Here is a 20,335-nt window from a genome sequence, read left to right on the forward strand (position 1 = left end):
AGGACAGGAGGGTGGCACATGGACGCCTGGAAGGATAATAACTTATCCGCAATTCTGGAATATCCCTTTGATTTTGAGAGGTATATAGAGGAGCGGCTGCGAGAAATTGATGATCTGGATGAACGGTGGTATGCAAAGAAGGTACTGGTGGAAGGTCTTTCAAAGGTCATCCGATGTATGGAAGCCAAGTACCGTCAACTGGAACGGCGGGTATATGAGGAATTGGAGATAGCGGACAACCAGTATGAAACAGTAATGACCATTGTAAAGCGCGACCATTATGATCCAACAAACAGAACCTTGCATCCTGTGGATGAGTTTGACTTAGAAGAGGAAAAACTGGCTGAGATTCTTTCCAATGAAAAACAGGTCTGGATTGGAACTATTTTCTTGGAGTCGGGTGAAGATGGACGGAAGGAATTTGAGAAAATCAGGTATTTTATAGGTACATTAGGACAAAACGGAGAGACTCAGGAAGCTGATTTCTATATCCAGCCGGCAAAACGTTATCGGGATACAATGGAAAAATTGTACCAGGTATTTCAGGATAATCATATCCCATGGGAAACCATCAATACTGCTTATCTTGATAAATTTTATGATATTTTCATAAGCCCGGAAGGATTGGAAAAAGGGATGAAAAAAAGTATCCTTGAAAATGTGGAAATTGCATTTGGTAAGTTTAAGAAGCTTATCCATCATGGGTTAATTCCCCTTTGGAATCTGGATTGGGTGAAATTCGACAGCACTGATTTTATGCTTCCCAGCATTAATGACATCTATTATGAGCACGAGTTTACCTTGCAAGATAAAGAAGAAGGGGATGGATATTTGATTGAAACCAATGAGGACATCCTTGAAATCCGGCATGAGAAAAATAAGATTGTGATTAAATCTCAAAAGGAAACCTTTGAAAATTGGAAAGCACTTCATATAATCCAGCAAGAAACCATACGTTCTCTGGATTACAATGCCCCTTTGGTTACCAATCATAAAAAAGATTCCTTTATTCGGAGATTTGCGGAGAACAGCTGTGTCCAGCTGATGACGAAGACGGACTTATTCCGACGGATCATGGAGCTGGACATTCAGGACTACATTGAAGTGGTGGGATATGAAATTTGCGAAAATGCAGGGGGCTATCAAAATACAGAGGGTATGAACTGGTTTGTCCGGGACGAACTTTTTCCTATGGAAAGCCGGAAAGTGCTGTTACTGAAATTCAGGGCAAAAGAACCGGGGCATTACTTAAATGACAGCATGGTTCAGTTCGTGATATCGCAGATGCAGTTAGAAATCAGCGAATACCGCTGCATAGGAGTGATGGTATGAATTATGCATGGGAAGCTGCCCTGGCTGCGGACGAGGCAGGGGTGCGGCGTGAGGAGATACGGTATGTACCGGTCAGGAACGGCAGTCCTTATACAGAGGTAACGCTGGAGACAATTAACAGCAGGAGATTGGAAGAGAAAAAGGTGGAGTTGAATCCTCTTTACCGTTTTTCTAAAGAGTTTTCAGAAATGTTTAATATCAATCTGGAAGGATATGAAACTGCTAGGCACATCTTTTTTGACGCTGCCATGCATTATTTGGTGCAACTGGATTTGCGTCAGGGACTTTCCAAGCAGGAATATGCACTGCGTTTTTTGTTAAAGGATTTGTTAGAGGGCGTGTGCGGAAGCCAGGCAGCAGGAGTGGTAGGTCAGTTTGAGAAAGAAAAGCTCCGACGATTACTGCGCCTGATTCTGAAGCTGTACCAGTGCGGAGGGTCCATTTATCTGTTTCGGGAAGTCATGCGGTGTATGTACCCGGACTCCCTGGTATATGCCAATAATGAGACGGTGCGGCAGGTGCTGGTGTATGTAGGGCTGAAAGAGACAGAAAAGGAACGGGAACGGCTGGGGTTTTTACAAGATATGTTCCTATCAATTAATTATCAGGTGTTCCTGTTTTGGGAGCACCATTTTGGAATTATTGATGTAGATGAGACCATGGAGTTTGATGAGATGGTGTTGTTTTAAATACGGACTGCCATTATACAATTTGGAGGAGTTAGCCATGAAATACTTTGAGGTGCAGAATTCACCGGAGTTAAAATATGCTCCCAGACTAAAGGACTGGTATGGGAAATTTGATATGCGTGATATTTGCCTTGATGGTTTTCCTAAATTGCCTAAGGTACAGCAATTTATCATTGAACCATCGGAGAATACAATGTTTACAGATATTATTTTGTTTCCTTTCCTACTGGTTTCTCCAGTGGTTCAGGAAGTTATAAAAATGTATAAGGAACGCTGTTTTTTCTGTAATGTTATATTGATAGACCAGCTAAAAAAGGAATCTAGAATGTATTATCTGCCCGTTCTTGATGAGACCAGGAGTATCCAATTGCAAGAAAGGAAGTATAAGAATGGAGTATACATTTCAGAGTCGGAAAAATCAGAAGGAGAAAAGCTAAATTTGGACAGAAATCTTTTCTGGGTCAGAGATTCAAAAAAAAGGCATATTATCTTATCTATGGATATGGCAGAGAGTATGATCCGTCGCGGTATAACTGGACTTGGTCTTTGTGAGGTAGAACTATACAGTAAAGCTTAGGAGGGAGAGCGTAATGAGAGAAGAAAAATTGATCATTCGTCCGTTTGAAGATATTCAGATATTGGACTACAAGTCTATCCAAAAAGTAAATGAACATGCACGGGCGGAGATAAAAGGCAGGATTCCTTTTGATCGGAAAGAAGATTATATGAAGATCGGAAGACGACAGACATGGGCACAGGTGGCTGCAGTATCTGTAAATGAAGAAACCATTCTGTTTTATGGAGTTATTGAACAGATCCGGCTTGAGATAAAGGATGGAACCTGTATTGTAGTTATAAACCTTTGTTCCGGCACCCAACTTATGGATTATGAAGAGCATATAAGGAGCTTCCAGAAAGAAGAACTGACCTATAGCAATCTGTTGGATATTTGTACCAGGGAGTATGAAGATTCTGCCAAAATAATGACAGAGGGGAAAGAGAAGGCAATATGCCATTTTATCATGCAGTATCGGGAAACTGATTGGGAGTTCATAAAACGGTTAGCCTCTATGAATCATACTGTGCTGTTTGCGGATTGCTCGACCAAGGGAACAAAATACCACTTTGGAATACCGGATAGAAAAATAATGGAAGAAATTCTCCCCAGCGAATATCGAACACAGTACGACATGAAGGAATACTGGTATAAGAAAAATCATGGACTTTCTATACGTTCAGAGGATACCATGTCTTATATCTGGGAAAGCAGAGATATTTATAAATTAGGAGATAGAAGAACCGTGGATGGAAGGGATCTGTTCATTTGGAAGATGGAGACTCGCCTAAAAGGAAATGAGCTGTATCATACCTACTTTATGAAACCCCGATTAGGCATTCAGGAACCAGTATCCTATAGTAGCCATTTAACCGGTGTATCTCTGCCAGGAAGTGTTATAAAGGTAAAGGATGAAAAGGTACAGATAAAAATATACAGCGATGAGAATAAAGAGGAGTCTGGAGCCTGTTGGTATTCCTTTTCCACAGTGTATTCCTCAGCAGATGGAACAGGCTGGTACTGTATGCCGGAGATAGGGGATACGGTCAGGCTCTATTTTCCAACTGCCAAGGAACCTGAGGCATATGTAGCCAGTACATATCATGAAAGTGGAGCAGGGCTTAGAAAGAATCCAGAACGTAAGTTCTGGAGAAATAAAGAGGGAAAAGAAATCCAGCTCTCTCCGGAACGCATTTTATTGACCAATAACGACGGCACTTATATTGAACTGTCTGATGAAAATGGAATTGAAATTGTCAGCGAGGGTTCTGTGACAGTTCGGGCAGGAGGAAGCTTAAATATATCTACTTCCAGCTCCTCAATTGAAATGAGCGCCCCAAAGAAAATCCGGTTAAAACAGGGTGATACAGAAATGAATCTGGGTGGAGACATTGAAATGCAGGGAGCCAAAGTTATGCTATAAATTAATTGAGAGTAGGGGAAAAAATGGAGATTAAACTTGCAGGGAATCTAAAGATGGAAACGGATATTCCGATTCTGCGTGTGGTAAGTTTTCACTATTGCTGGAAACCTGATTGCCATGCTTTGCTTAAGCTGGAAGGGTATATAGACAGGAGTTTCCTGTGGGATCCGGGACAATCTTATAGCAGCCGTGTAAAAGTCTGGTTGGAGTCTGACGGGAAGATACAGACCATATATCACGGATACATTGTGGACGCGGAGATAAAGAACGTAGGAAATACCAGTCAGCTATTTCTAGAGGCAATGTCCGCTTCCTGTCTTCTGGACCGGCAGATATCCAGCCGATCTTTCCTGGATCCGGCAAAGACTTATGGTGAAGTGGTCAGAGAGGCGGTTCAGGCAGAAGGTGGACAGGTGATACGTAACCAAGGGAGTGACAAAAAGACCGGAAGCCCAGTCATCCGCTATGAAGAAACGGCTTGGCAATTTGTAGAACGCTTGGGGCGGCGCTTGGGAAATTATATTATTCCAGATATAGAAACCGGATATCCAAATTTATGGTTTGGGATGAGAAAGGGGAACGATGTACCAGCGTTGTCGGAAGAGCAGTGTACTGTAGAGATATGTTCTATTGGAAGTAAGGCAGGAATTCGCTTCCAGGCAGAAGGAAGGAATTACTATAAAATCGGAGATCAGATGACCTATCTGGAGCAAAATGTGATAATCGTGGAAGTTAAGGGTAGCTACGAACATGGAGAATTGGTTTTTACATATACGCTGGAAATTATGGAGGTCTGCCAGACAGGTACACAGCATATGAATCATCCTGCCGGCCTGGGGCTTTGGGGAAGTATAAGAGAGATAAAAGGGGAATCAGTTAAAATAGCGTTGGATATTGATCAGGGAATGGATACTGGAGATTATTTCTTTCCCTGGTATCCGGAAACGGGAAATGCTCTCTATGCCATGCCGGAAGTGGGAGCAAGGGCGCTTTTATATTTCTTTGGTGCGGATGAACAGGAAGGGGCTGTTATACACTGCTTAAACAGAGAACAGGAAGAGGTCCGTTCCTATAAAGACAGGGCTATGGATATTGAAGATGGAAATTCCATCAGCTTGTCAAGAGAAACTGTAAGATTCTCAAGGGGTGGAAGTCATAGATTATCCCTTAGTGATCACGCTGTTACGATAAGCACATCAAAGGAAATGAAAATAGCAGCAGAAGGAAAGGTACGGTTAAAGGCCAGACAAATTACGATAAGTACCCCAGATGAACTTAACATCTGTCAGGGGTAAAAGAAAGGCAGTGAAAGAATGATGGATTATTTTGACGAAGAACTGTTGGATGCCAAAAGGAAGATGGAGCGGCAGATGCATACCACATTAGAAACCGGGATATATGCAGGAGAGGAGTTAGTTACTTTTACGCAGATCGATTTACCGGATTTTTCAGTCCGTATGCCGCTGCCTGATCAATTTGTGGTTATGCCAGAGGAAGTAAAAAAGGCAAAATACCCTTCTCAGGAAGCACCTGCTCTTATATTAACCAGCTTAAGCAGCACAGTAAATATCAGTTTTAATGAATTGCCTGTGCTGCTGAAAGAAGGAGAGATAAAAACCATGATTGGTCAATTCCAGAATGCTCTGGAAAATATCAATCCATCAATCATAATTAAGAATCAGACAGATACAAAAACAGATCAGGGAAATGAGATGAGCTGGTTTGAGTATAAAGGATACCAGTTGGATGGGCAGAGCTATAACCGTGTTTATCTGCTCCGGCTGAGGAAGACAGTGCTTCATGGGACCTTTAGCTGTAGTATAAAAGATAAGGAACACTGGATAGAGATTGTTGAGCGGATATTCATGGCTGTTGAGGAGGATATATAATGGGTTTTCCCAGATCATAAAGGAGCAATATTATGACGGATGAAAAGACAAAGGTTAAATCAGGAGTTACAGTCAGCAAAGAGGCTGTGTTTATTGGAGATTTCGAGTTCAAATTTCAGGGAAATCTTATTAAACAATATATGGAATGGAAAGATGCCTGCAATGGTGATGTGACGGAATATGAACAGACTGTCAAGGAGCTGATGGCAAAACATTATGCATTTTATGGTCAGTTTCAGAAAGAGAATAAATATGTAAAGAGCGGGTCCGTTTTATGGTGTAGCGGTGGAAGTAAGTTGACAGCATTTGATATTTTGCATGATCATGGGGTGGTGCAAAAGGATGGAACCCCGATAGGGATTTGTACAGACTGTAAAGCAAATGAGAATATATATACATTTGAAGGCTGTAAGATACCAGCACCGGCCGGATACCCGGAAAGACCGGTTGTGACAGTAAAGTCTCAGCCTCAGGCTACCTTGCATAAATGTATACCTATGTTGAATGGAAGCTGGAGTAAGAGCAAGAGTTCTAAAATTAAAATTTGGGATGAATCGGTGGGAACGTATGTTGATGCAATTACTACGGGAGATTTCCTAACGTGTTTTTATGGGGGGATTATAGAGATCGTAGAGGTTCCTACGGTGAATGGAACTAAGAGGTTGGGGAATGAGTATCTAACTCTTGAACAAATGAAGAGTTTGGGATGGAATAAAATTCATTGTGGTTATAAAGTGGTTGGTACAGGAAAAGATAGTCCTATGAATGATATGCCATCAGAAATTGAGAGAAAACATAGAGAGATTAATCAAGGAGATATTGATAAAATCAATTCTTTATTAGAGAAATATCAAATTGATAGCAAAGAAAGAATATGTGCTTTTTTTGCTGAATGCGCTGCTGAAACCAGCAATGGAAATAGATTTCTTGAAGGACCGGGCTCGAAAAAATATCCATTTACGGATACTGCAACCAGAACAAATATTAATAAATGGTTTGATACGTATAGCAAATATGGCTCAAAATATCGTGGTGGTGGAGCTATACAACTAACATGGGATTATCAATATTCTGAACTTGAAAATTGGATGAAAAAAGAGTTTGGAATAACTGACTCAGATATTGTAAATAAAGGTGCGGAGTATATTGCTATGAACTACCCATGGGAAGCGGCAGTGTTCTATTGGAGTAAAAGTAATCTCAACGGAAAAGCTGATACAGGAATTATTCATAATGTTACTGCTGTAGTAAACTTCGGAATGAGTGATGAAGAGTACAAATTAAGAGAAGACGCTTATAATTTGTGGATGCAAAAGTATGTATTTCCTTTTTAAGTGAGGAGGTAATTAATGAAAAATAGAAAATTTGTAGTATATTCTGTGATTTTTATTCTGTTAGCTTTACTAGTATATTACCTAGTTGATAAGAATAATCACAGTTACTCAACTAGCATAATTTCATATACTAAAAACGGTTCCTATGTGGAGTATCCTCAAATTGCTGATTTAAAGGACGAAAAAAAGCAAGATACAATAAACCAACTCTTAAAAGACCAGGTTTTATTTGGTGCTAAAAATTATATGGGAAAATATATTGTTGATTTCTCATATTCAGATTATGTATACGAGTTTAGTAGTGACGTAGGTTTCGCTAATGAATATATTGCTAGTTTTTGGTATAGCTTCGTTTCATATGGTGAAGTGGATTTAGGGCATGAAGGCATTATGCGTGATACGTCTAGATTTTTTTGCATCACCATTGATATGAAAACTGGTAAGAAAATTGAGTTGTCCGATTTTATGGTAGTTGATGAAAGGTTAATTAATAGTAATGACGGAACTAAGATAGAAACAAATTATGACAGTGCTGCAAACCCGACATTTCATAATTTTAAAGATGCGTTTATGGTATATACTTCTGAACAAGAAAAAGATGAATATCATTTATTTACACCTCAAGAGATTATTGATAGATTAATAGACACACAAGGAGAGACAAATTGGTATATTGATGAAAATAAAAATATTGTCTTTTGTTCTGGAAAGAATTTTGTAGAAATTCCATATAACGAAATTGCAGATGTGATTTATCCTAAATATCTTGATATGTTAAAAAAATAGAAGTTACCTTATGCAACTTTTTAGCTTATAGAGCTATTTTTAATAACCCCCAAAGTTCTTTAAACTCGGATTGATCTGCTGAAAAGCACCTTACACAGAGCCGGTTTTGATTTTACAGCACTCTATGATCCAGCAGAAGTTAGAAGGGTTACGGTATGCACGATAATCCGACAAGAAGGTTAGCAGAAGCGGAAGTATTTATTAATGGATATTAAAAGGATAATAAGAAAATGAATAAAAAAGCACTCTTTCTATTTGCTGTGCTTATAATTATAAGTACATCTTGCAATCTACGGCCATCTTATCCAGGAACAGAGAATAGCATTACTGAATTTCCAAATATTGTAGAAGGAGTTCCTCCATCTGGCAGTGAAACTAAGGATAATTACCAAGAATCAAATGGAAATTTAGATATAGAAAAATTGAAGATATATGGCACTTGGAGTCTGGATAAAATTGTTTTAACCTCAAAGGATTATATTGGAGAGAAAAATTGGGGAGATGGGCACATATTTAACGAGAAGCAGTATGTTGGATATGAAGTCGAGTATACTCCTGAATACTTTCGTCTAGGAGAACAAAAATTTTTTTCACCAACGTATGAGGTATCGGATTTTACATTTTATGATTTTAATAACAACGGTGACTTTGAATATCCAAATTTATATGAGTTTGTTGAAAAAGAGAGAATCAAGGTTGACAAAATGGAAGATTATGAAAATATGGGCGATATACCACTTGCTTATTTTTTAGTTACATTTAAGGAGAATTATTTTACTCCTATTGGAACTCAGATTGTACTGTTAAATGAGAATGTTATGTTAGTTGGAGTTTGGGGATATATTATTTTGGCACATAGGGTGTGAAAACATAGTTACTAACTGTAACTATGAATTTGCATAGAGTTGATTCAAGAGTCGGCTTTGAGACTTTGCCACTGCCTTTATTGGTTCAACGATTTTAATCACAGCATACACCACAGCACCTTTTTGAAGGCCTGAAAAAGCCCGCATTGCGGGCTTTTGGGGAACGGGTGGCATGTTTACAGGCGTTGGACTTTACACTCATCTTTTCGGAGTATATTTTGCTCAAAATCTCAAAAAATTCAGAAGACGAAAGTGCAGTTTCCAACCTTGGTTTAGCGTAAAAAGCCTATTGCAGTAAATTTGGGCGACAAACGCCCCAAATTTTAACATCAAGCGGCTGTTGGGGAACTATACCACTTGCTCGTTTTGAACGCCACACAAGGGCAAACGGGGTTACAAAGGTCGAACAAAATTAAATATAATATTGCCCTTTTGTGGTTGAAGAACGAGTCTCAGAAAATAAATCTCGCTTGATTATCTTATTCTGTTGCCGAAAGTATGTTGGAATCTTTTTAAAATAGAATATGATAAGACACTTTAATCCGAGCAGTAGGGTTTCCACCTGAGGGGCAGGGGAAGGAATATGTCACCGCCCATCAATTGAGCGCGATGGGTGGATTGGTGTTACAGACTCCATGGTCAATGACTTAAATCGAGTTTTATTTAAATATGAAATTAATACTATTGAAAGAATTAGATACTTTTTGGCGCAGGTACAACACGAGTCAGGAAAGGGGAAAACACTTATAGAACAATATAATGGCAATAGCCCAGAAGAGTATTTTAGCAACAGAGATTTCAGACCAGAATACGAACATACGTATGCAGGAGATGGTGCTAGGTATAGAGGCGCTGGGTATATGCAATTAACGTAGAAAATCACATATAGGAGTTTTTCAATAAGGAATGAGAATTTTTTTTGGGAGTCAGTCAGTGGACTGGAAACGACTAATTAGAGCGAAATGGATTACACTGTACCGCCGTTTAATTTAATACAATTTTCATGGACAGTACAGAAGCTGAACGTCAAAACAATATCATAGTTTTCCCAGATCATAAAGGAGTAATATTATGACGGATGAAAAGACAAAGGTTAAATCAGGATTTACAGTTAGCAAAGAGGCTGTGTTTATTGGAGATTTCGAGTTCAAATTTCAGGGAAATCTTATTAAACAATATAAGGAATGGAAAGATGCCTGCAATGGTGATGTGTCGGAATATGAACAAACTGTCAAGGAGCTGATGGCCAAACATTATGCATTTTATGGTCAGTTTCAGAAAGAGAATAAATATGTAAAGAGCGGGTCCGTTTTATGGTGTAGCGGAGGAAGTAAATTGACAGCATTTGATATTTTACATGATCATGGAGTGGTGCAAAAGGATGGAACCCCGATAGGGATTTGTACAGACTGTAAAGCAAATGAGAATATATATACATTTGAAGGCTGTAAGATACCAGCACCGGCCGGATACCCGGAAAGGCCGGTTGTGACAGTAAAGTCTCAGCCTCAGCCTAAGGCTACCTTGCATAAATGCATCCCTATGTTGAATGGAAGATGGAGTAAGAGCAAGAGTTCTAAAATTAAAATTTGGGATGAATCGGTGGGAACGTATGTTGATGCAATTACTACGGGAGATTTCCTAACTTGTTTTTATGGGGGGATTATAAGTGTAGTTGAAGTTCCGGGAAACAAGGGATCAGGTAAGGAATATGTCACTGCTGAACAACTTATAGCAATTGGTTGGAGAGAGGAGGTAGTTACAACTGAGATGATTAAAGAATTAAATAGGGTTCTAGCAGAGTATGACATCACTGATATAAATAGCATTCGACATTTCATTGCTCAAGCTAGCCATGAATCTGATGATTGGAACAAAAAGGGATATGGTGATGGTTTGGTAGAAATCGGCTCTAAATCATATTTAGAGAGTAAAAAATATTGGCCATACATCGGTGCTGGATATATTCATCTAACATGGAAGTATAATTATCAAAAATTCAGTGATTATTTGAAAGAAACAAAAGGGCTTGACGATCCGTTAATTATGTCAGAAGGCCCAAAACGTATTGCAAGTACATATGCTTGGGAAAGTGCAGCATTTTTTTGGAGTGTATTTACTAATGCAAATGAAGTGGCAAGTCACGAAAAAGTAAATCCGGATAGATTATCTGAGATTGTGAATATATATGACACAAAGTCTTTTCCTATAAGAGCAGATATTTATTATAACAAGGTTGTACCAAATATTAAATAATTATTTAAGATATATTCTGCTTACTATAATTTATTACAAGAAACAAAAAGACAAGTGCTATTTAATATAAATTAATTGGTATATTACTTAGTTAGTAGTAAAGGAGTTTGATATGAATAAAAGAGTATATGTCATCTTGATAATTTTCGTTTTATCAGCCTGTGCCTGCGGATCAAACTCATTCGTTAGCTCTTTGGATAATACTACAAATAGAACTACTCCAGAGTTTAATAAAGGATTGGATAAAGAATTAATTGAGAGTAAAAGTGAAATTGAAGCCGTACAGCTTGGAGAGTTTGATATTAGTACAAAAAGTTACGATAATTCAGATGTTATCAAACAAATTAATATTTATATTTCGTATCCTGAAATATCAGGTCTGTCGACTATGAAATTACAAAATAAAGTTAATACACTAATAAAAGAGACTGCATTAAAACCGTATAACAACATTGTTAAAACTAACAACGGAATAGTTCAAGGCACCGAATGGACCGTAGATTATACAATAGAATATGCGACGAACACTGTGATTAGTATTAAATTTGAAGGATATCTTTATGCTCAAGGAAATGCTAATGGTATCAATTGGGTGTATTCTGTGAATATTGATTTAACATCTGGAAAAAAAATTACTTTTGCTGATATTTTTCAAGATTCTTTTAAAGAAAAATTAGATTATCGTTTTTTTAAATGCATTGATGTGGATACAATAGGAGTTGAAGAAATTGCTTTAAAAGAAATATTTGATAATTATAAAAGCAACTTTGAAATGAATGATGATAATTTCTATTTTACTAAGGAAAATTTTATTATTATATTACCTATTGGTGATTATTACCGGTTTTCCTCGGACTATAAAGACTTAAAGAGTTCTATGAGAGAAGACAATTTAATCTGGAGTTCCATTTCAAACAATAATTGATGACATAGAGATTGTAGAGGTTTCAGTGGTAAATGGAATTGAGAGGGCGGGAAAGATTATAACTCTTTGTTCTAAAGGCTTAAATATGATTGCTAATTTGGAACGCAATATTGAACTGGTTATTAGTAAAGAGGACTGGAAACGACTAATTAATGAAACGGATTACACTGTACCACAGTTTAATTTATGCAATTTTCATGGATAGTCGAGAAACTGAACGTCAAAACAATTTTGTATTGATTTTGAAGTTGTACAAGGGAGGATAAGATGGATCGAAGGAAGGAAATGGAAGAATACTTAAAAGATTACAGGACGGAACGGTTGAGAATAAAGAAAATTTATTTAGAAAATAACCTTATAAAACTAGAGTCGGCATTTCATGAAAAGCTTGATATATTAATAGCTGAGCAACTGCAGCGACAAAAAGAAGACAATGCGGTTAAACTGAAAAATATTTTTTTGTGTCGCTTAATCAGCAGCGGCTATACAGAAAGTTATGAGACAATACTCGGAATGAGTAGTGTCATGCTATATATGGATGAAAAAAAAAGTCTGGTTTACTGGTATCCTGAATTAGTTTATGAAAATATAGTTCAGGATATGGAGGCAGTTGAAAAATTATTACGAATAAAATTTTTGAGATTAGAGGACTTTGAACTATTTTTCTTGAAACAGAAATTATTATATGATGATTGGACTCTGCTTCAGGAATGTTTCCGCAATTTATTTAAACAAGCGGTTAGTTTGATTATGGATAGCCCACTGCGATTAGAAAACGAATTTCTAATATTGAGCGGAGATTATATGGATAACTTAAAGATTATAGATCATAAGGTGACAGAAAGGAGAGAAGAGTAATGGGGAAAAAACAAAGTTCTTTTCATATGGGAAATGAGTTTAATGGATGTGGGGATATAACTTATTTAAAAGGGACTCAATATGGAATTCATTTTCCTCAATCCCAGGAAAATATTCAGCTTTCACCAGATTTCAGAAACTGTTTATTAAAAGCTCTGGGAAGTGTTCCGGTGGTAATCGATCCGGCGAACATGAATCCTGTCTTGTCTTCCTTGTTGGGTTCCATGGCCAGTGTAAATCAGGTACTTATGACAAAAGATGCAGCAACAGGCAATTATGCTGTTCAATTTAATGTCATAAGTCGGGATTTTACAGATGGAGCTTATCCATATTACTATGAAATACTGGACAATAAGGTACCTGATGCCATGGGAATAGCTAGTCAATGGGTACCATATGGGGCGCCGGAAGGTGCAAAGTGGAAATATTATAAAGATGGGCATTATGTAAAAAGTGACTGGGTATTTATAAGCAAGGATAAGGCATGGTACTATCTGGATTCAGATGAATATATGGTAACAGGCTGGAAAGAGATAGAAAAACGCTGGTACTACTTTATATCGAACGTAGTGAACGGGTGCGAAACAGCCGGACATATGGCACTTGGCTGGATGCAAATAAAAGGCTTGTGGTACTATCTGAAAAAGGAAGAGTCAGCCGGATATATGGTGACTGGTTGGAGAGAGATAGGTGGAAAATGGTATTATTTCAAGACGAAAGCAGAGGCTTCAAATGGTAATGACTATGGATACACAATTACCAACACATGGTTGGAATATAAAGGAAAATGGTATTATTTTAATTTGAAAGGGGAAATGGTTACTACCAAATTAGTATATTGGAAGGGGAAGAACTATTTTCTAAAAGAAGATGGGAGTATGGCGGTTAATGAAGTTGTCGTTGACCCGGTATCAAAAAAGAAATTTAAAGCAGATGAAAATGGGGTATGCAGGGAGATTAAAGATGGGGTTATTAAGATTGCTTTGAGCGATTCTAAGAGGTTTGTGGAGATTGTTGATGAAGAAGGTAAAAAATATTATGGTGGGAATCAGGCATGGTATAAATGGCCGAATGATAAGAAAAAAGAGAAAGTTGCTCAAGAGGGAGGATGTGGAACAGTAGCCTCTGCCAATATTGTGGCATATTTGGCAAGGCATAATTCAAAATATAAAGAGATGTATGCCTATTCAGATTATACAAAGGCTAATTTTTTATTACATATGGAAGACATGTATGAATATGTTACTCCACGCCACATCAAAAGTCAGCCTTTGGGTGTATGGCCTATTGGTATGATGGAGGATGGTATCGAAAAATTTTCGAGAGACAGAGACGTGGAACTTCATGCAGTAAGTAAATACCTTTATTCATTCACTCGTGAAACTATAATTGATTACATTAAAGAAGGTTTAGAAAAAGACTCTCCCGTAGCAATGCTGATTGGAACAGCTGGAAGCAACAACGTAACCATCACAGAACCAGATGGAAGTGAAATATCAGGTAACTCGTTTAAGTTACACTGGGTAACAATTACAGAGTTGGAGGTAGATGAAATCAACGATACGGCAAAAGTGAAGGTATCCTCATGGGGAGGCTGGGGAGAAGTGGATTTAGATGAATATATACAAAATGAAAGGGTTTACCAAGGACTGTTATATTTCGAGTAATAATATAATAAAAGTTATATGTTGCAATAGATATCGTAGTGTCGGGGCGTTTAGCCCCGTGACCACAAATTAAGAATAGGAGGAAAACCTATGGAGTATTTCAACCTAACCTCTTTATTGCTATTAGTAACAATTTTTTTTCTAATTTGTGCTTTTTTATTGATAACCTTTATAAAAGTAAAGAGAAGCCGAATCTGGTTTTTGATTATTGCGGTGGTTATTATAGCAGGTGTAAAAATCCATGACCGGATTATAAATTCGGTGTTTTATGGGTTTGAAACAGAAATGTGTAGGACATATTCAGAAATAAAAAACATAGAGTTGCGTATTATCAATGGAGGAAGTGTTTGCATAATAGATGTCGATCTAAAAGAGGAGATAGAAGCTGAAGAAGTAGAAAATATATTTATCGAAGTATTAAAAAGAGTTAATCAAGATCCAATGTCAAGCTATTTAAAAGGTAGTTCTAATCGTAAAAATAACCATTGGTGCTATTTAACAATAAACTTTTTTAGAGTAAGCCAGGGCAGATTTGAGTCAAAGCTATATCAGCATTCAGATTGGTTTACAAAGGAAAATCAGCAAGAGCAGACATGGAGAAATAGTGATACTGGTAAGGAATATCATTATTCAGATTATATAGAATGATCGTTTTTCTATGTGTTCTTGCTTATTTGATTATAATGGAATAAATAACGAGTGAAAGTATCCTTATGGGGGCTGAGGAGAAGTTAGTTTAGATGAATATATACAAAATGAAGGGGTTTACCATGGACTGTTATATTACGATCAATTATATCTTATAAGTACGTTCAGCTCAGTGACTGCGAGTTTTGAACAGGAGAAAAGCTTATGGAGTATTTTAATTTAATTCCATTACTTATAGCATCAATGATTTTTTTTATGATTAATGCTATTTTATTGGTTTTTTTTATAAAAGTAAAGAAAAGTCGGACTTGGTTTTTTATTATTGTGTTGATTATCATAGCCGGAGTCATAATCTATGACCAGACTCTAAATTCGGTGTTTTATAACTTTAAAGAAGAAATTTGCAGAGAATATTCAGGAATAAATAATATAGAATTAGGTATGAGTTATGGAGGGCGCTTTGGATCAATAAATATTTACATAGAAGAAGAGATAGAAGATGAAAATATAGAAAATATATTTATTGATATACTAAATAAAATTAATAAGGAACCAATGTCAAGCTATTTAAAAGGTAGTTCTAATCTCAAAAATAATAGTTGGGTAATTTTTGATATAGAATTTTATGGAAAAAATTATATAAGATTTACTTCAGGGCCATATCCTCATTCAGACTGGTTTACAGAAAAAAATCAACAAGAGCAAATGTGGGAAAACAGCAAAACAGCAAAAAGGTACTATTATTCAGATTATAATGGAATAAATAATGAGTGAAAGTATCCTTATGGGGGATGAGGAGAAGTGGATTTAGATGAATATGTCAAAATGAAGGGGTTTACCAAGGACTGATGGACGTTCAACCCAGTGACTACGAGTTTTGAACAGGAGTATAGCTTATGGAATATTTCAATTTAATCCCATTACTAATAGCAGTAATGATTCTTTTCATGATTTGTGCTATTTTATTGGGACTTTTTATAAAAGTAAAGAAAAGCCGAATTTGGTTTTTGATCATTGTGTTGGTTATCACGGCTGGTGAAAAATCTATGATCAAATTATAAACTCGGTGTTTTATGGGGTTAGAACAGAAATGTATAGGGAATATCCAGAAATAGATAGCTTAAAGTTACACATAAGTCAAGGAAGACTTTATTCAATGGAAATTGTTCTAAAAAAAGAAATAGATGCTGAAAAAGTAGAAAGTATTTTCGTTGAGATATTAAAAAGAATTAACCATGAACCAATGTCAAGCTATTTAAAAGATCGTTCTGCTTGGGTTGAGTTTCATATAGACTTTCGGGGAGCGGTACGGGAGGAGTTTGATTCAGGACGCTATTCGTTTTCTGAATGGTTTATGAAAGAAAACCAACAAGAGCAGACATGGCATAATAGCAAGACTGGAAAAGAATATCGTTATTCAAATTATATAGAGTAGAGAATAAGTGAAGGTAACCTCGTGGGAAGGTCGGGGCGGAGTGGATTTAAATGAATATGCAAAAAGGTAATGGCTTTATCACGGACTGGTATATTTTACTCAGTATGTTGTGGGTTTTTAAATGATGCAATTGTTATATTAAAAGTTTAAACGAATGATTAAGGGGAAAATAGATGGACAAATACGGATATATGTTAAAGCGGCAGGAAGATAAAACTCCAGACAAACGCTATCACAAAGCAGACCTGGAACTGATGACGACATTCCAATTGCGTGAAATCTGCCGTAAAGAGAAAGTCATCCATGGGGTTTTAGATCCAATGGATAAAGAAGAACTGATCCGGGTTATCTTAAGGTACCGGGGGGCGGATGAATACTTCCTGATCCAGAAACAGGATGAGAATGGCCTGCAGGCTCTGGAAGGGGTGCTGCGGGGAACAAAACTTCAGGAAAAGCAGGATATCAGATTGCAATGCAGCTCCAGGATTGTGGCTTATGAAGGGCTTGCAATCGGCTTTTATGACGGTCTGACGCTGCCTTATGACAAGGAGCTGGCTGGTACCAACGTCCTGGTAGTAGGGGGAGATATGACAGTCTGTGCAATCTTAAATCTAATGCCCATGGGGGATCGGACAGACTGCCTGCACTTAGTCAAAGCTGCAGAGATTACCTGCCGGGAATCCAGTGTCAAGAACTACAGCCTGTACTGTATGGGGCGGCGGGAATCGGAGATGCTTTATGATATTTATAATGGAAGATACAGTTACATGCCGGAGCATATGGAGGTTTACCGGGTCCAGCTTCTGGATTTTGATGTAAGGAAGCCGGTTCCTTTATCCATGCCCATAGCCATGGACTTTGGAACCACCAATACGACAGCTGGGGTCTATCTGGATAACCAGTATTTTGAAAAAGCCGGGGTGAATGACGGGGAAAGAGAACTAAAAGAAAATGACATTAACTATGCCCTGTTCTACGATACCTCCGGAGACTGGCAGGAAACCACCCTGTTTCCCAGCGTGGTAGGAGTACTTTCTGTAGAAGCCGGGAGACCGAAGTTTCTGTTTGGATATGAGGCCATACGCCTGGCAGATTCCAGCTATATTGACGAGGGTTTCTGCGTATTCTATGACATTAAGCGTTGGATCGGAGACTATGAAAGGCAGGAAGAAATCACAGACTGCCAGGGGAGAAGGGGATTTGTTTCCAGAAAGGAAATCCTGAAAGAGTATTTTGACTATGTCATTCAAGCGGTAAGAGACCGGTTCAAGTGTGAGGTCCAGACAGTACATATTTCCTGCCCGGTGAAGCAGAAAGCCCGGTTCCAGAAACTGTTTGCAGAAATTCTGCCAGACTACGGAGTGGAAGGAAAGGACATGATCGACGAAGGCGTGTCTGTTTTGTACAACACTATATCCGAAATGATCCGGAAAGGCACAGTGGAGGAAGGGGAAGAGTATAAGGCTCTGATTATTGACTGTGGCGGCGGAACTACTGACCTGTGTTCCTGCAGGTTCCGGATTTGGGACAGGCGCATGGCTTATAGGGTAGAGATTGACACTTCCTATGAGAATGGGGATACGGATTTCGGGGGAAATAACCTGACCTATCGGATCATGCAGTTGTTAAAAATAGCAATCGTGAATCGACTGTATCCGATGAATTTGAATCAGGAAGGGCATATTCTGGATGGATACGACATGGATGTATTCCGTTACGTAGACCAGCACGGTACGAAAGAACTGTATAGGGAACTGGAGAAAAATTATGAAGAAGCGGAGGAATTTCTGCCCACCCGTTTCCGTGAATTTGAGAATAGGAGCAGGGCGGATTATTATAAGGTAAAGAACAACTTTTATTTCCTGTTCCGCCTGGCGGAAACAGTGAAGAAAGAGTTTTACGACCATGTGGGAACACTCAGGACCGTGTTATCCTCCCAGCCGGTAAAGGATGATACTGTAACCTGGATTTCTGTGGACAAGTGGAAGCTGTCCGGATATACAGAAAGAGGGCTTGAAACCATTAAGGAGTTTCCTGCGGTATATTTCAATGTCTATGTGCTGGAATTATTGTTAAAGGGAGATATTTATGGGCTTATCCGTCAGTTTATGGAACCAATGTATGAGGAGGATAAGCTGGGTGAGTATTCTATCATCAAACTGACCGGACAATCCTGTAAGATCGACATATTCCGGGATGCCTTAAAGGAGTTTGTGCCGGGAAGGACGATCCAGTTTAAGCGGAAGAGAGGAGATCAGACGAAGAATTTTGAATTGAAGATGACCTGTGTGGATGGGGCACTCTGTTATTTGAAGGATAAGAAGTATGGATTTGCAGAGATTGCCATCCATACCGGAGAATCGGCCCTGCCTTACCGGATCACAGCCTTTACCCATAATGGGGAAGAGGTGGAACTGATCCGGCATTTGGAACGGAACAGCCGGAGCGGAATGATATCCAGGAATATGGAAGACTTAACACTCAAGCTGTATTTAAAAGACATGGAAGGAAAAGATCGGTACCAATATACCTGCCACAGTTCCCTGGCTGATTTTGAAGAAAAGAGTTATGAGGAAATTAAGAAGAAACATGGGGAACATATCCTTCAGGCAGACACGGATGATATCGTGGAAAATGAAGTAAAGTTCTTCATATGGGCCAGCCCCATGGACCTGATATTTTCGGTAGTACCGGTATATCGGAAGATTGGAAAGCTGTATCTTGGAGTAGAAGAAGAGTTCTATTTTGAAAATGAAAAATGGGTTCAAAACTTTTTTGATGGGATGAAATAAGGAGGAGCTTATGCAGAATCTATATCCATTGTTTGAACGAAACCGTATATTAAAAAAGGAGTTGCTATGGTCACTCCGGGATTATTCCTTTGCACACCTCCAACTGGAATATCAGGAATATAGCCAGGGGATCCTTCGGGGATGCGATATAACAGTCCGGGGGGATAAACTGGTAGTAAGCCCGGGAATTATGAAATACGGACCGTTTATCTGCTTGATGATGGAGGAAGAAGTGATTGAATATACTCCATTGGAGCAGATGCAGTTTTTGAAAATAAAAGCAGAGATTGACCGGTCTTCTCCTGATTATATCGCGTACCGTACAATGCTTTTACTGGATCAAAATGAAGCAAAAGACGAAGATGAATTTGAACTCTGCCGTTTTCATTTAAGGAAAGGGGCGCAGTTAAGGAGTCAGTACACAGGCTTTTCAGACATGATAACCGGGTATGATACCATCAAACTGATTTATGGGAGCTGGGGAGGTCTGGGAGGAAGAAGTATTGCTCCTGCAGTTACCAGATATTTCGCCAGAACTGTTCTGGAAAGTAGGAACAGTCAACCTGAGGACCGGTCATTTGCGTATCTGTGCTTAAGCCAGCCAGGAGCAGTACCGGTCCAAGCATTAACTGCCTATGTCAGACATCGGTGTGGGGGCGGCTGGGATAAAGCAATGGATAACCTGTCTGTGTACCAATCCATGTGTTCCATAATTGATGACATACAGAAGGGTGAGGAAAAGGGCATAAGCATCAGGAAGGAAAGACGCAGGATACTTGTAGATTAAGCAAACCAGCCAGTAGGATCGAAATATAAGATACTGCCAATGTAAATTAGCAATTGAAAATGGTATTGATACCAAAATATAGTTGGATTAAT

The 20,335-nt window shown here is 38.3% G+C and carries 18 protein-coding genes; all 18 read left to right on the top strand.

Going from position 1 to position 20,335, the window contains the following annotated elements; all coding sequences use genetic code 11:
- The first annotated feature begins 18 nt into the window (after positions 1-18).
- Positions 19-1,332, top strand: coding sequence for a hypothetical protein (locus BMW45_RS17360; RefSeq protein WP_092246893.1), 1,314 nt, complete (start codon positions 19-21; stop codon positions 1,330-1,332).
- Positions 1,329-2,021: a hypothetical protein gene (locus tag BMW45_RS17365; RefSeq protein ID WP_092246896.1), complete on the top strand. Its 693-nt coding sequence runs from the start codon at positions 1,329-1,331 to the stop codon at positions 2,019-2,021. The genes BMW45_RS17360 and BMW45_RS17365 overlap by 4 nt, the downstream gene beginning before the upstream one ends.
- A gap of 37 nt (positions 2,022-2,058) precedes the next feature.
- Positions 2,059-2,598, top strand: a complete 540-nt coding sequence (locus BMW45_RS17370) for a hypothetical protein (RefSeq protein WP_092246898.1) — start codon at positions 2,059-2,061, stop codon at positions 2,596-2,598.
- Positions 2,599-2,611: 13 nt separating this feature from the next.
- Entirely contained in the window at positions 2,612-4,000 is a 1,389-nt protein-coding gene (locus BMW45_RS17375; RefSeq protein ID WP_092246901.1) for a phage baseplate assembly protein V, read from the top strand.
- Positions 4,001-4,023: 23 nt separating this feature from the next.
- Entirely contained in the window at positions 4,024-5,295 is a 1,272-nt protein-coding gene (locus tag BMW45_RS17380) for a contractile injection system protein, VgrG/Pvc8 family (RefSeq protein ID WP_092246904.1), read from the top strand.
- Between the two features lie 18 nt (positions 5,296-5,313).
- On the top strand, positions 5,314-5,889 hold the full coding sequence (locus tag BMW45_RS17385) for a hypothetical protein (protein ID WP_242883147.1): 576 nt from the start codon (positions 5,314-5,316) through the stop codon (positions 5,887-5,889).
- 32 nt (positions 5,890-5,921) lie between these two features.
- Positions 5,922-7,223 carry a PAAR-like protein gene (locus BMW45_RS17390; RefSeq protein ID WP_092246907.1) on the top strand — a complete coding sequence of 434 codons (1,302 nt, stop codon included), beginning with the start codon at positions 5,922-5,924 and terminating at the stop codon, positions 7,221-7,223.
- A 15-nt stretch (positions 7,224-7,238) separates the two neighbouring features.
- Positions 7,239-8,009 (top strand): hypothetical protein, encoded by a 771-nt coding sequence (locus BMW45_RS17395; protein WP_092246910.1) that lies wholly within the window; start codon positions 7,239-7,241, stop codon positions 8,007-8,009.
- A 230-nt stretch (positions 8,010-8,239) separates the two neighbouring features.
- Entirely contained in the window at positions 8,240-8,875 is a 636-nt protein-coding gene (locus tag BMW45_RS17400) for a hypothetical protein (protein ID WP_092246913.1), read from the top strand.
- A 1,071-nt stretch (positions 8,876-9,946) separates the two neighbouring features.
- A complete protein-coding gene (locus BMW45_RS17410; RefSeq protein WP_092246917.1) occupies positions 9,947-11,131 on the top strand; it encodes a PAAR-like protein in 1,185 nt (394 codons plus the stop codon).
- 112 nt (positions 11,132-11,243) lie between these two features.
- Positions 11,244-12,056 (top strand): PdaC/SigV domain-containing protein, encoded by an 813-nt coding sequence (locus tag BMW45_RS17415; protein ID WP_092246920.1) that lies wholly within the window; start codon positions 11,244-11,246, stop codon positions 12,054-12,056.
- Between the two features lie 267 nt (positions 12,057-12,323).
- Positions 12,324-12,914 carry a hypothetical protein gene (locus BMW45_RS17425; protein ID WP_092246927.1) on the top strand — a complete coding sequence of 197 codons (591 nt, stop codon included), beginning with the start codon at positions 12,324-12,326 and terminating at the stop codon, positions 12,912-12,914.
- A 248-nt stretch (positions 12,915-13,162) separates the two neighbouring features.
- The gene (locus tag BMW45_RS17430) at positions 13,163-14,581 is read left to right on the top strand and encodes a PspC-like choline-binding domain-containing protein (protein ID WP_166433411.1); all 1,419 of its coding nucleotides are present in this window, start codon (positions 13,163-13,165) and stop codon (positions 14,579-14,581) included.
- 90 nt (positions 14,582-14,671) lie between these two features.
- Positions 14,672-15,229 carry a hypothetical protein gene (locus BMW45_RS17435; RefSeq protein ID WP_092246933.1) on the top strand — a complete coding sequence of 186 codons (558 nt, stop codon included), beginning with the start codon at positions 14,672-14,674 and terminating at the stop codon, positions 15,227-15,229.
- A 204-nt stretch (positions 15,230-15,433) separates the two neighbouring features.
- The gene (locus tag BMW45_RS17440) at positions 15,434-16,003 is read left to right on the top strand and encodes a hypothetical protein (protein WP_092246936.1); all 570 of its coding nucleotides are present in this window, start codon (positions 15,434-15,436) and stop codon (positions 16,001-16,003) included.
- A 382-nt stretch (positions 16,004-16,385) separates the two neighbouring features.
- Complete coding sequence (locus tag BMW45_RS17445) at positions 16,386-16,664, top strand: hypothetical protein (protein WP_092246938.1); 279 nt, start codon at positions 16,386-16,388, stop codon at positions 16,662-16,664.
- 173 nt (positions 16,665-16,837) lie between these two features.
- Positions 16,838-19,456, top strand: a complete 2,619-nt coding sequence (locus tag BMW45_RS17450; protein WP_092246941.1) for an Hsp70 family protein — start codon at positions 16,838-16,840, stop codon at positions 19,454-19,456.
- Between the two features lie 10 nt (positions 19,457-19,466).
- Positions 19,467-20,243 (top strand): hypothetical protein, encoded by a 777-nt coding sequence (locus BMW45_RS17455; protein WP_092246944.1) that lies wholly within the window; start codon positions 19,467-19,469, stop codon positions 20,241-20,243.
- Positions 20,244-20,335: the final 92 nt, after the last annotated feature.

It is taken from the genome of Lacrimispora sphenoides (assembly GCF_900105215.1).
GTDB classification, from domain to species: domain Bacteria; phylum Bacillota; class Clostridia; order Lachnospirales; family Lachnospiraceae; genus Lacrimispora; species Lacrimispora sphenoides_A.

Coding starts and splice junctions, on each gene's coding strand:
- BMW45_RS17360 (WP_092246893.1), top strand. CDS start 19: ATGGACGCCTGGAAGGATAATAACTTATCCGCAATTCTGGAATATCCC.
- BMW45_RS17365 (WP_092246896.1), top strand. CDS start 1,329: ATGAATTATGCATGGGAAGCTGCCCTGGCTGCGGACGAGGCAGGGGTG.
- BMW45_RS17370 (WP_092246898.1), top strand. CDS start 2,059: ATGAAATACTTTGAGGTGCAGAATTCACCGGAGTTAAAATATGCTCCC.
- BMW45_RS17375 (WP_092246901.1), top strand. CDS start 2,612: ATGAGAGAAGAAAAATTGATCATTCGTCCGTTTGAAGATATTCAGATA.
- BMW45_RS17380 (WP_092246904.1), top strand. CDS start 4,024: ATGGAGATTAAACTTGCAGGGAATCTAAAGATGGAAACGGATATTCCG.
- BMW45_RS17385 (WP_242883147.1), top strand. CDS start 5,314: ATGATGGATTATTTTGACGAAGAACTGTTGGATGCCAAAAGGAAGATG.
- BMW45_RS17390 (WP_092246907.1), top strand. CDS start 5,922: ATGACGGATGAAAAGACAAAGGTTAAATCAGGAGTTACAGTCAGCAAA.
- BMW45_RS17395 (WP_092246910.1), top strand. CDS start 7,239: ATGAAAAATAGAAAATTTGTAGTATATTCTGTGATTTTTATTCTGTTA.
- BMW45_RS17400 (WP_092246913.1), top strand. CDS start 8,240: ATGAATAAAAAAGCACTCTTTCTATTTGCTGTGCTTATAATTATAAGT.
- BMW45_RS17410 (WP_092246917.1), top strand. CDS start 9,947: ATGACGGATGAAAAGACAAAGGTTAAATCAGGATTTACAGTTAGCAAA.
- BMW45_RS17415 (WP_092246920.1), top strand. CDS start 11,244: ATGAATAAAAGAGTATATGTCATCTTGATAATTTTCGTTTTATCAGCC.
- BMW45_RS17425 (WP_092246927.1), top strand. CDS start 12,324: ATGGATCGAAGGAAGGAAATGGAAGAATACTTAAAAGATTACAGGACG.
- BMW45_RS17430 (WP_166433411.1), top strand. CDS start 13,163: ATGACAAAAGATGCAGCAACAGGCAATTATGCTGTTCAATTTAATGTC.
- BMW45_RS17435 (WP_092246933.1), top strand. CDS start 14,672: ATGGAGTATTTCAACCTAACCTCTTTATTGCTATTAGTAACAATTTTT.
- BMW45_RS17440 (WP_092246936.1), top strand. CDS start 15,434: ATGGAGTATTTTAATTTAATTCCATTACTTATAGCATCAATGATTTTT.
- BMW45_RS17445 (WP_092246938.1), top strand. CDS start 16,386: ATGGAAATTGTTCTAAAAAAAGAAATAGATGCTGAAAAAGTAGAAAGT.
- BMW45_RS17450 (WP_092246941.1), top strand. CDS start 16,838: ATGGACAAATACGGATATATGTTAAAGCGGCAGGAAGATAAAACTCCA.
- BMW45_RS17455 (WP_092246944.1), top strand. CDS start 19,467: ATGCAGAATCTATATCCATTGTTTGAACGAAACCGTATATTAAAAAAG.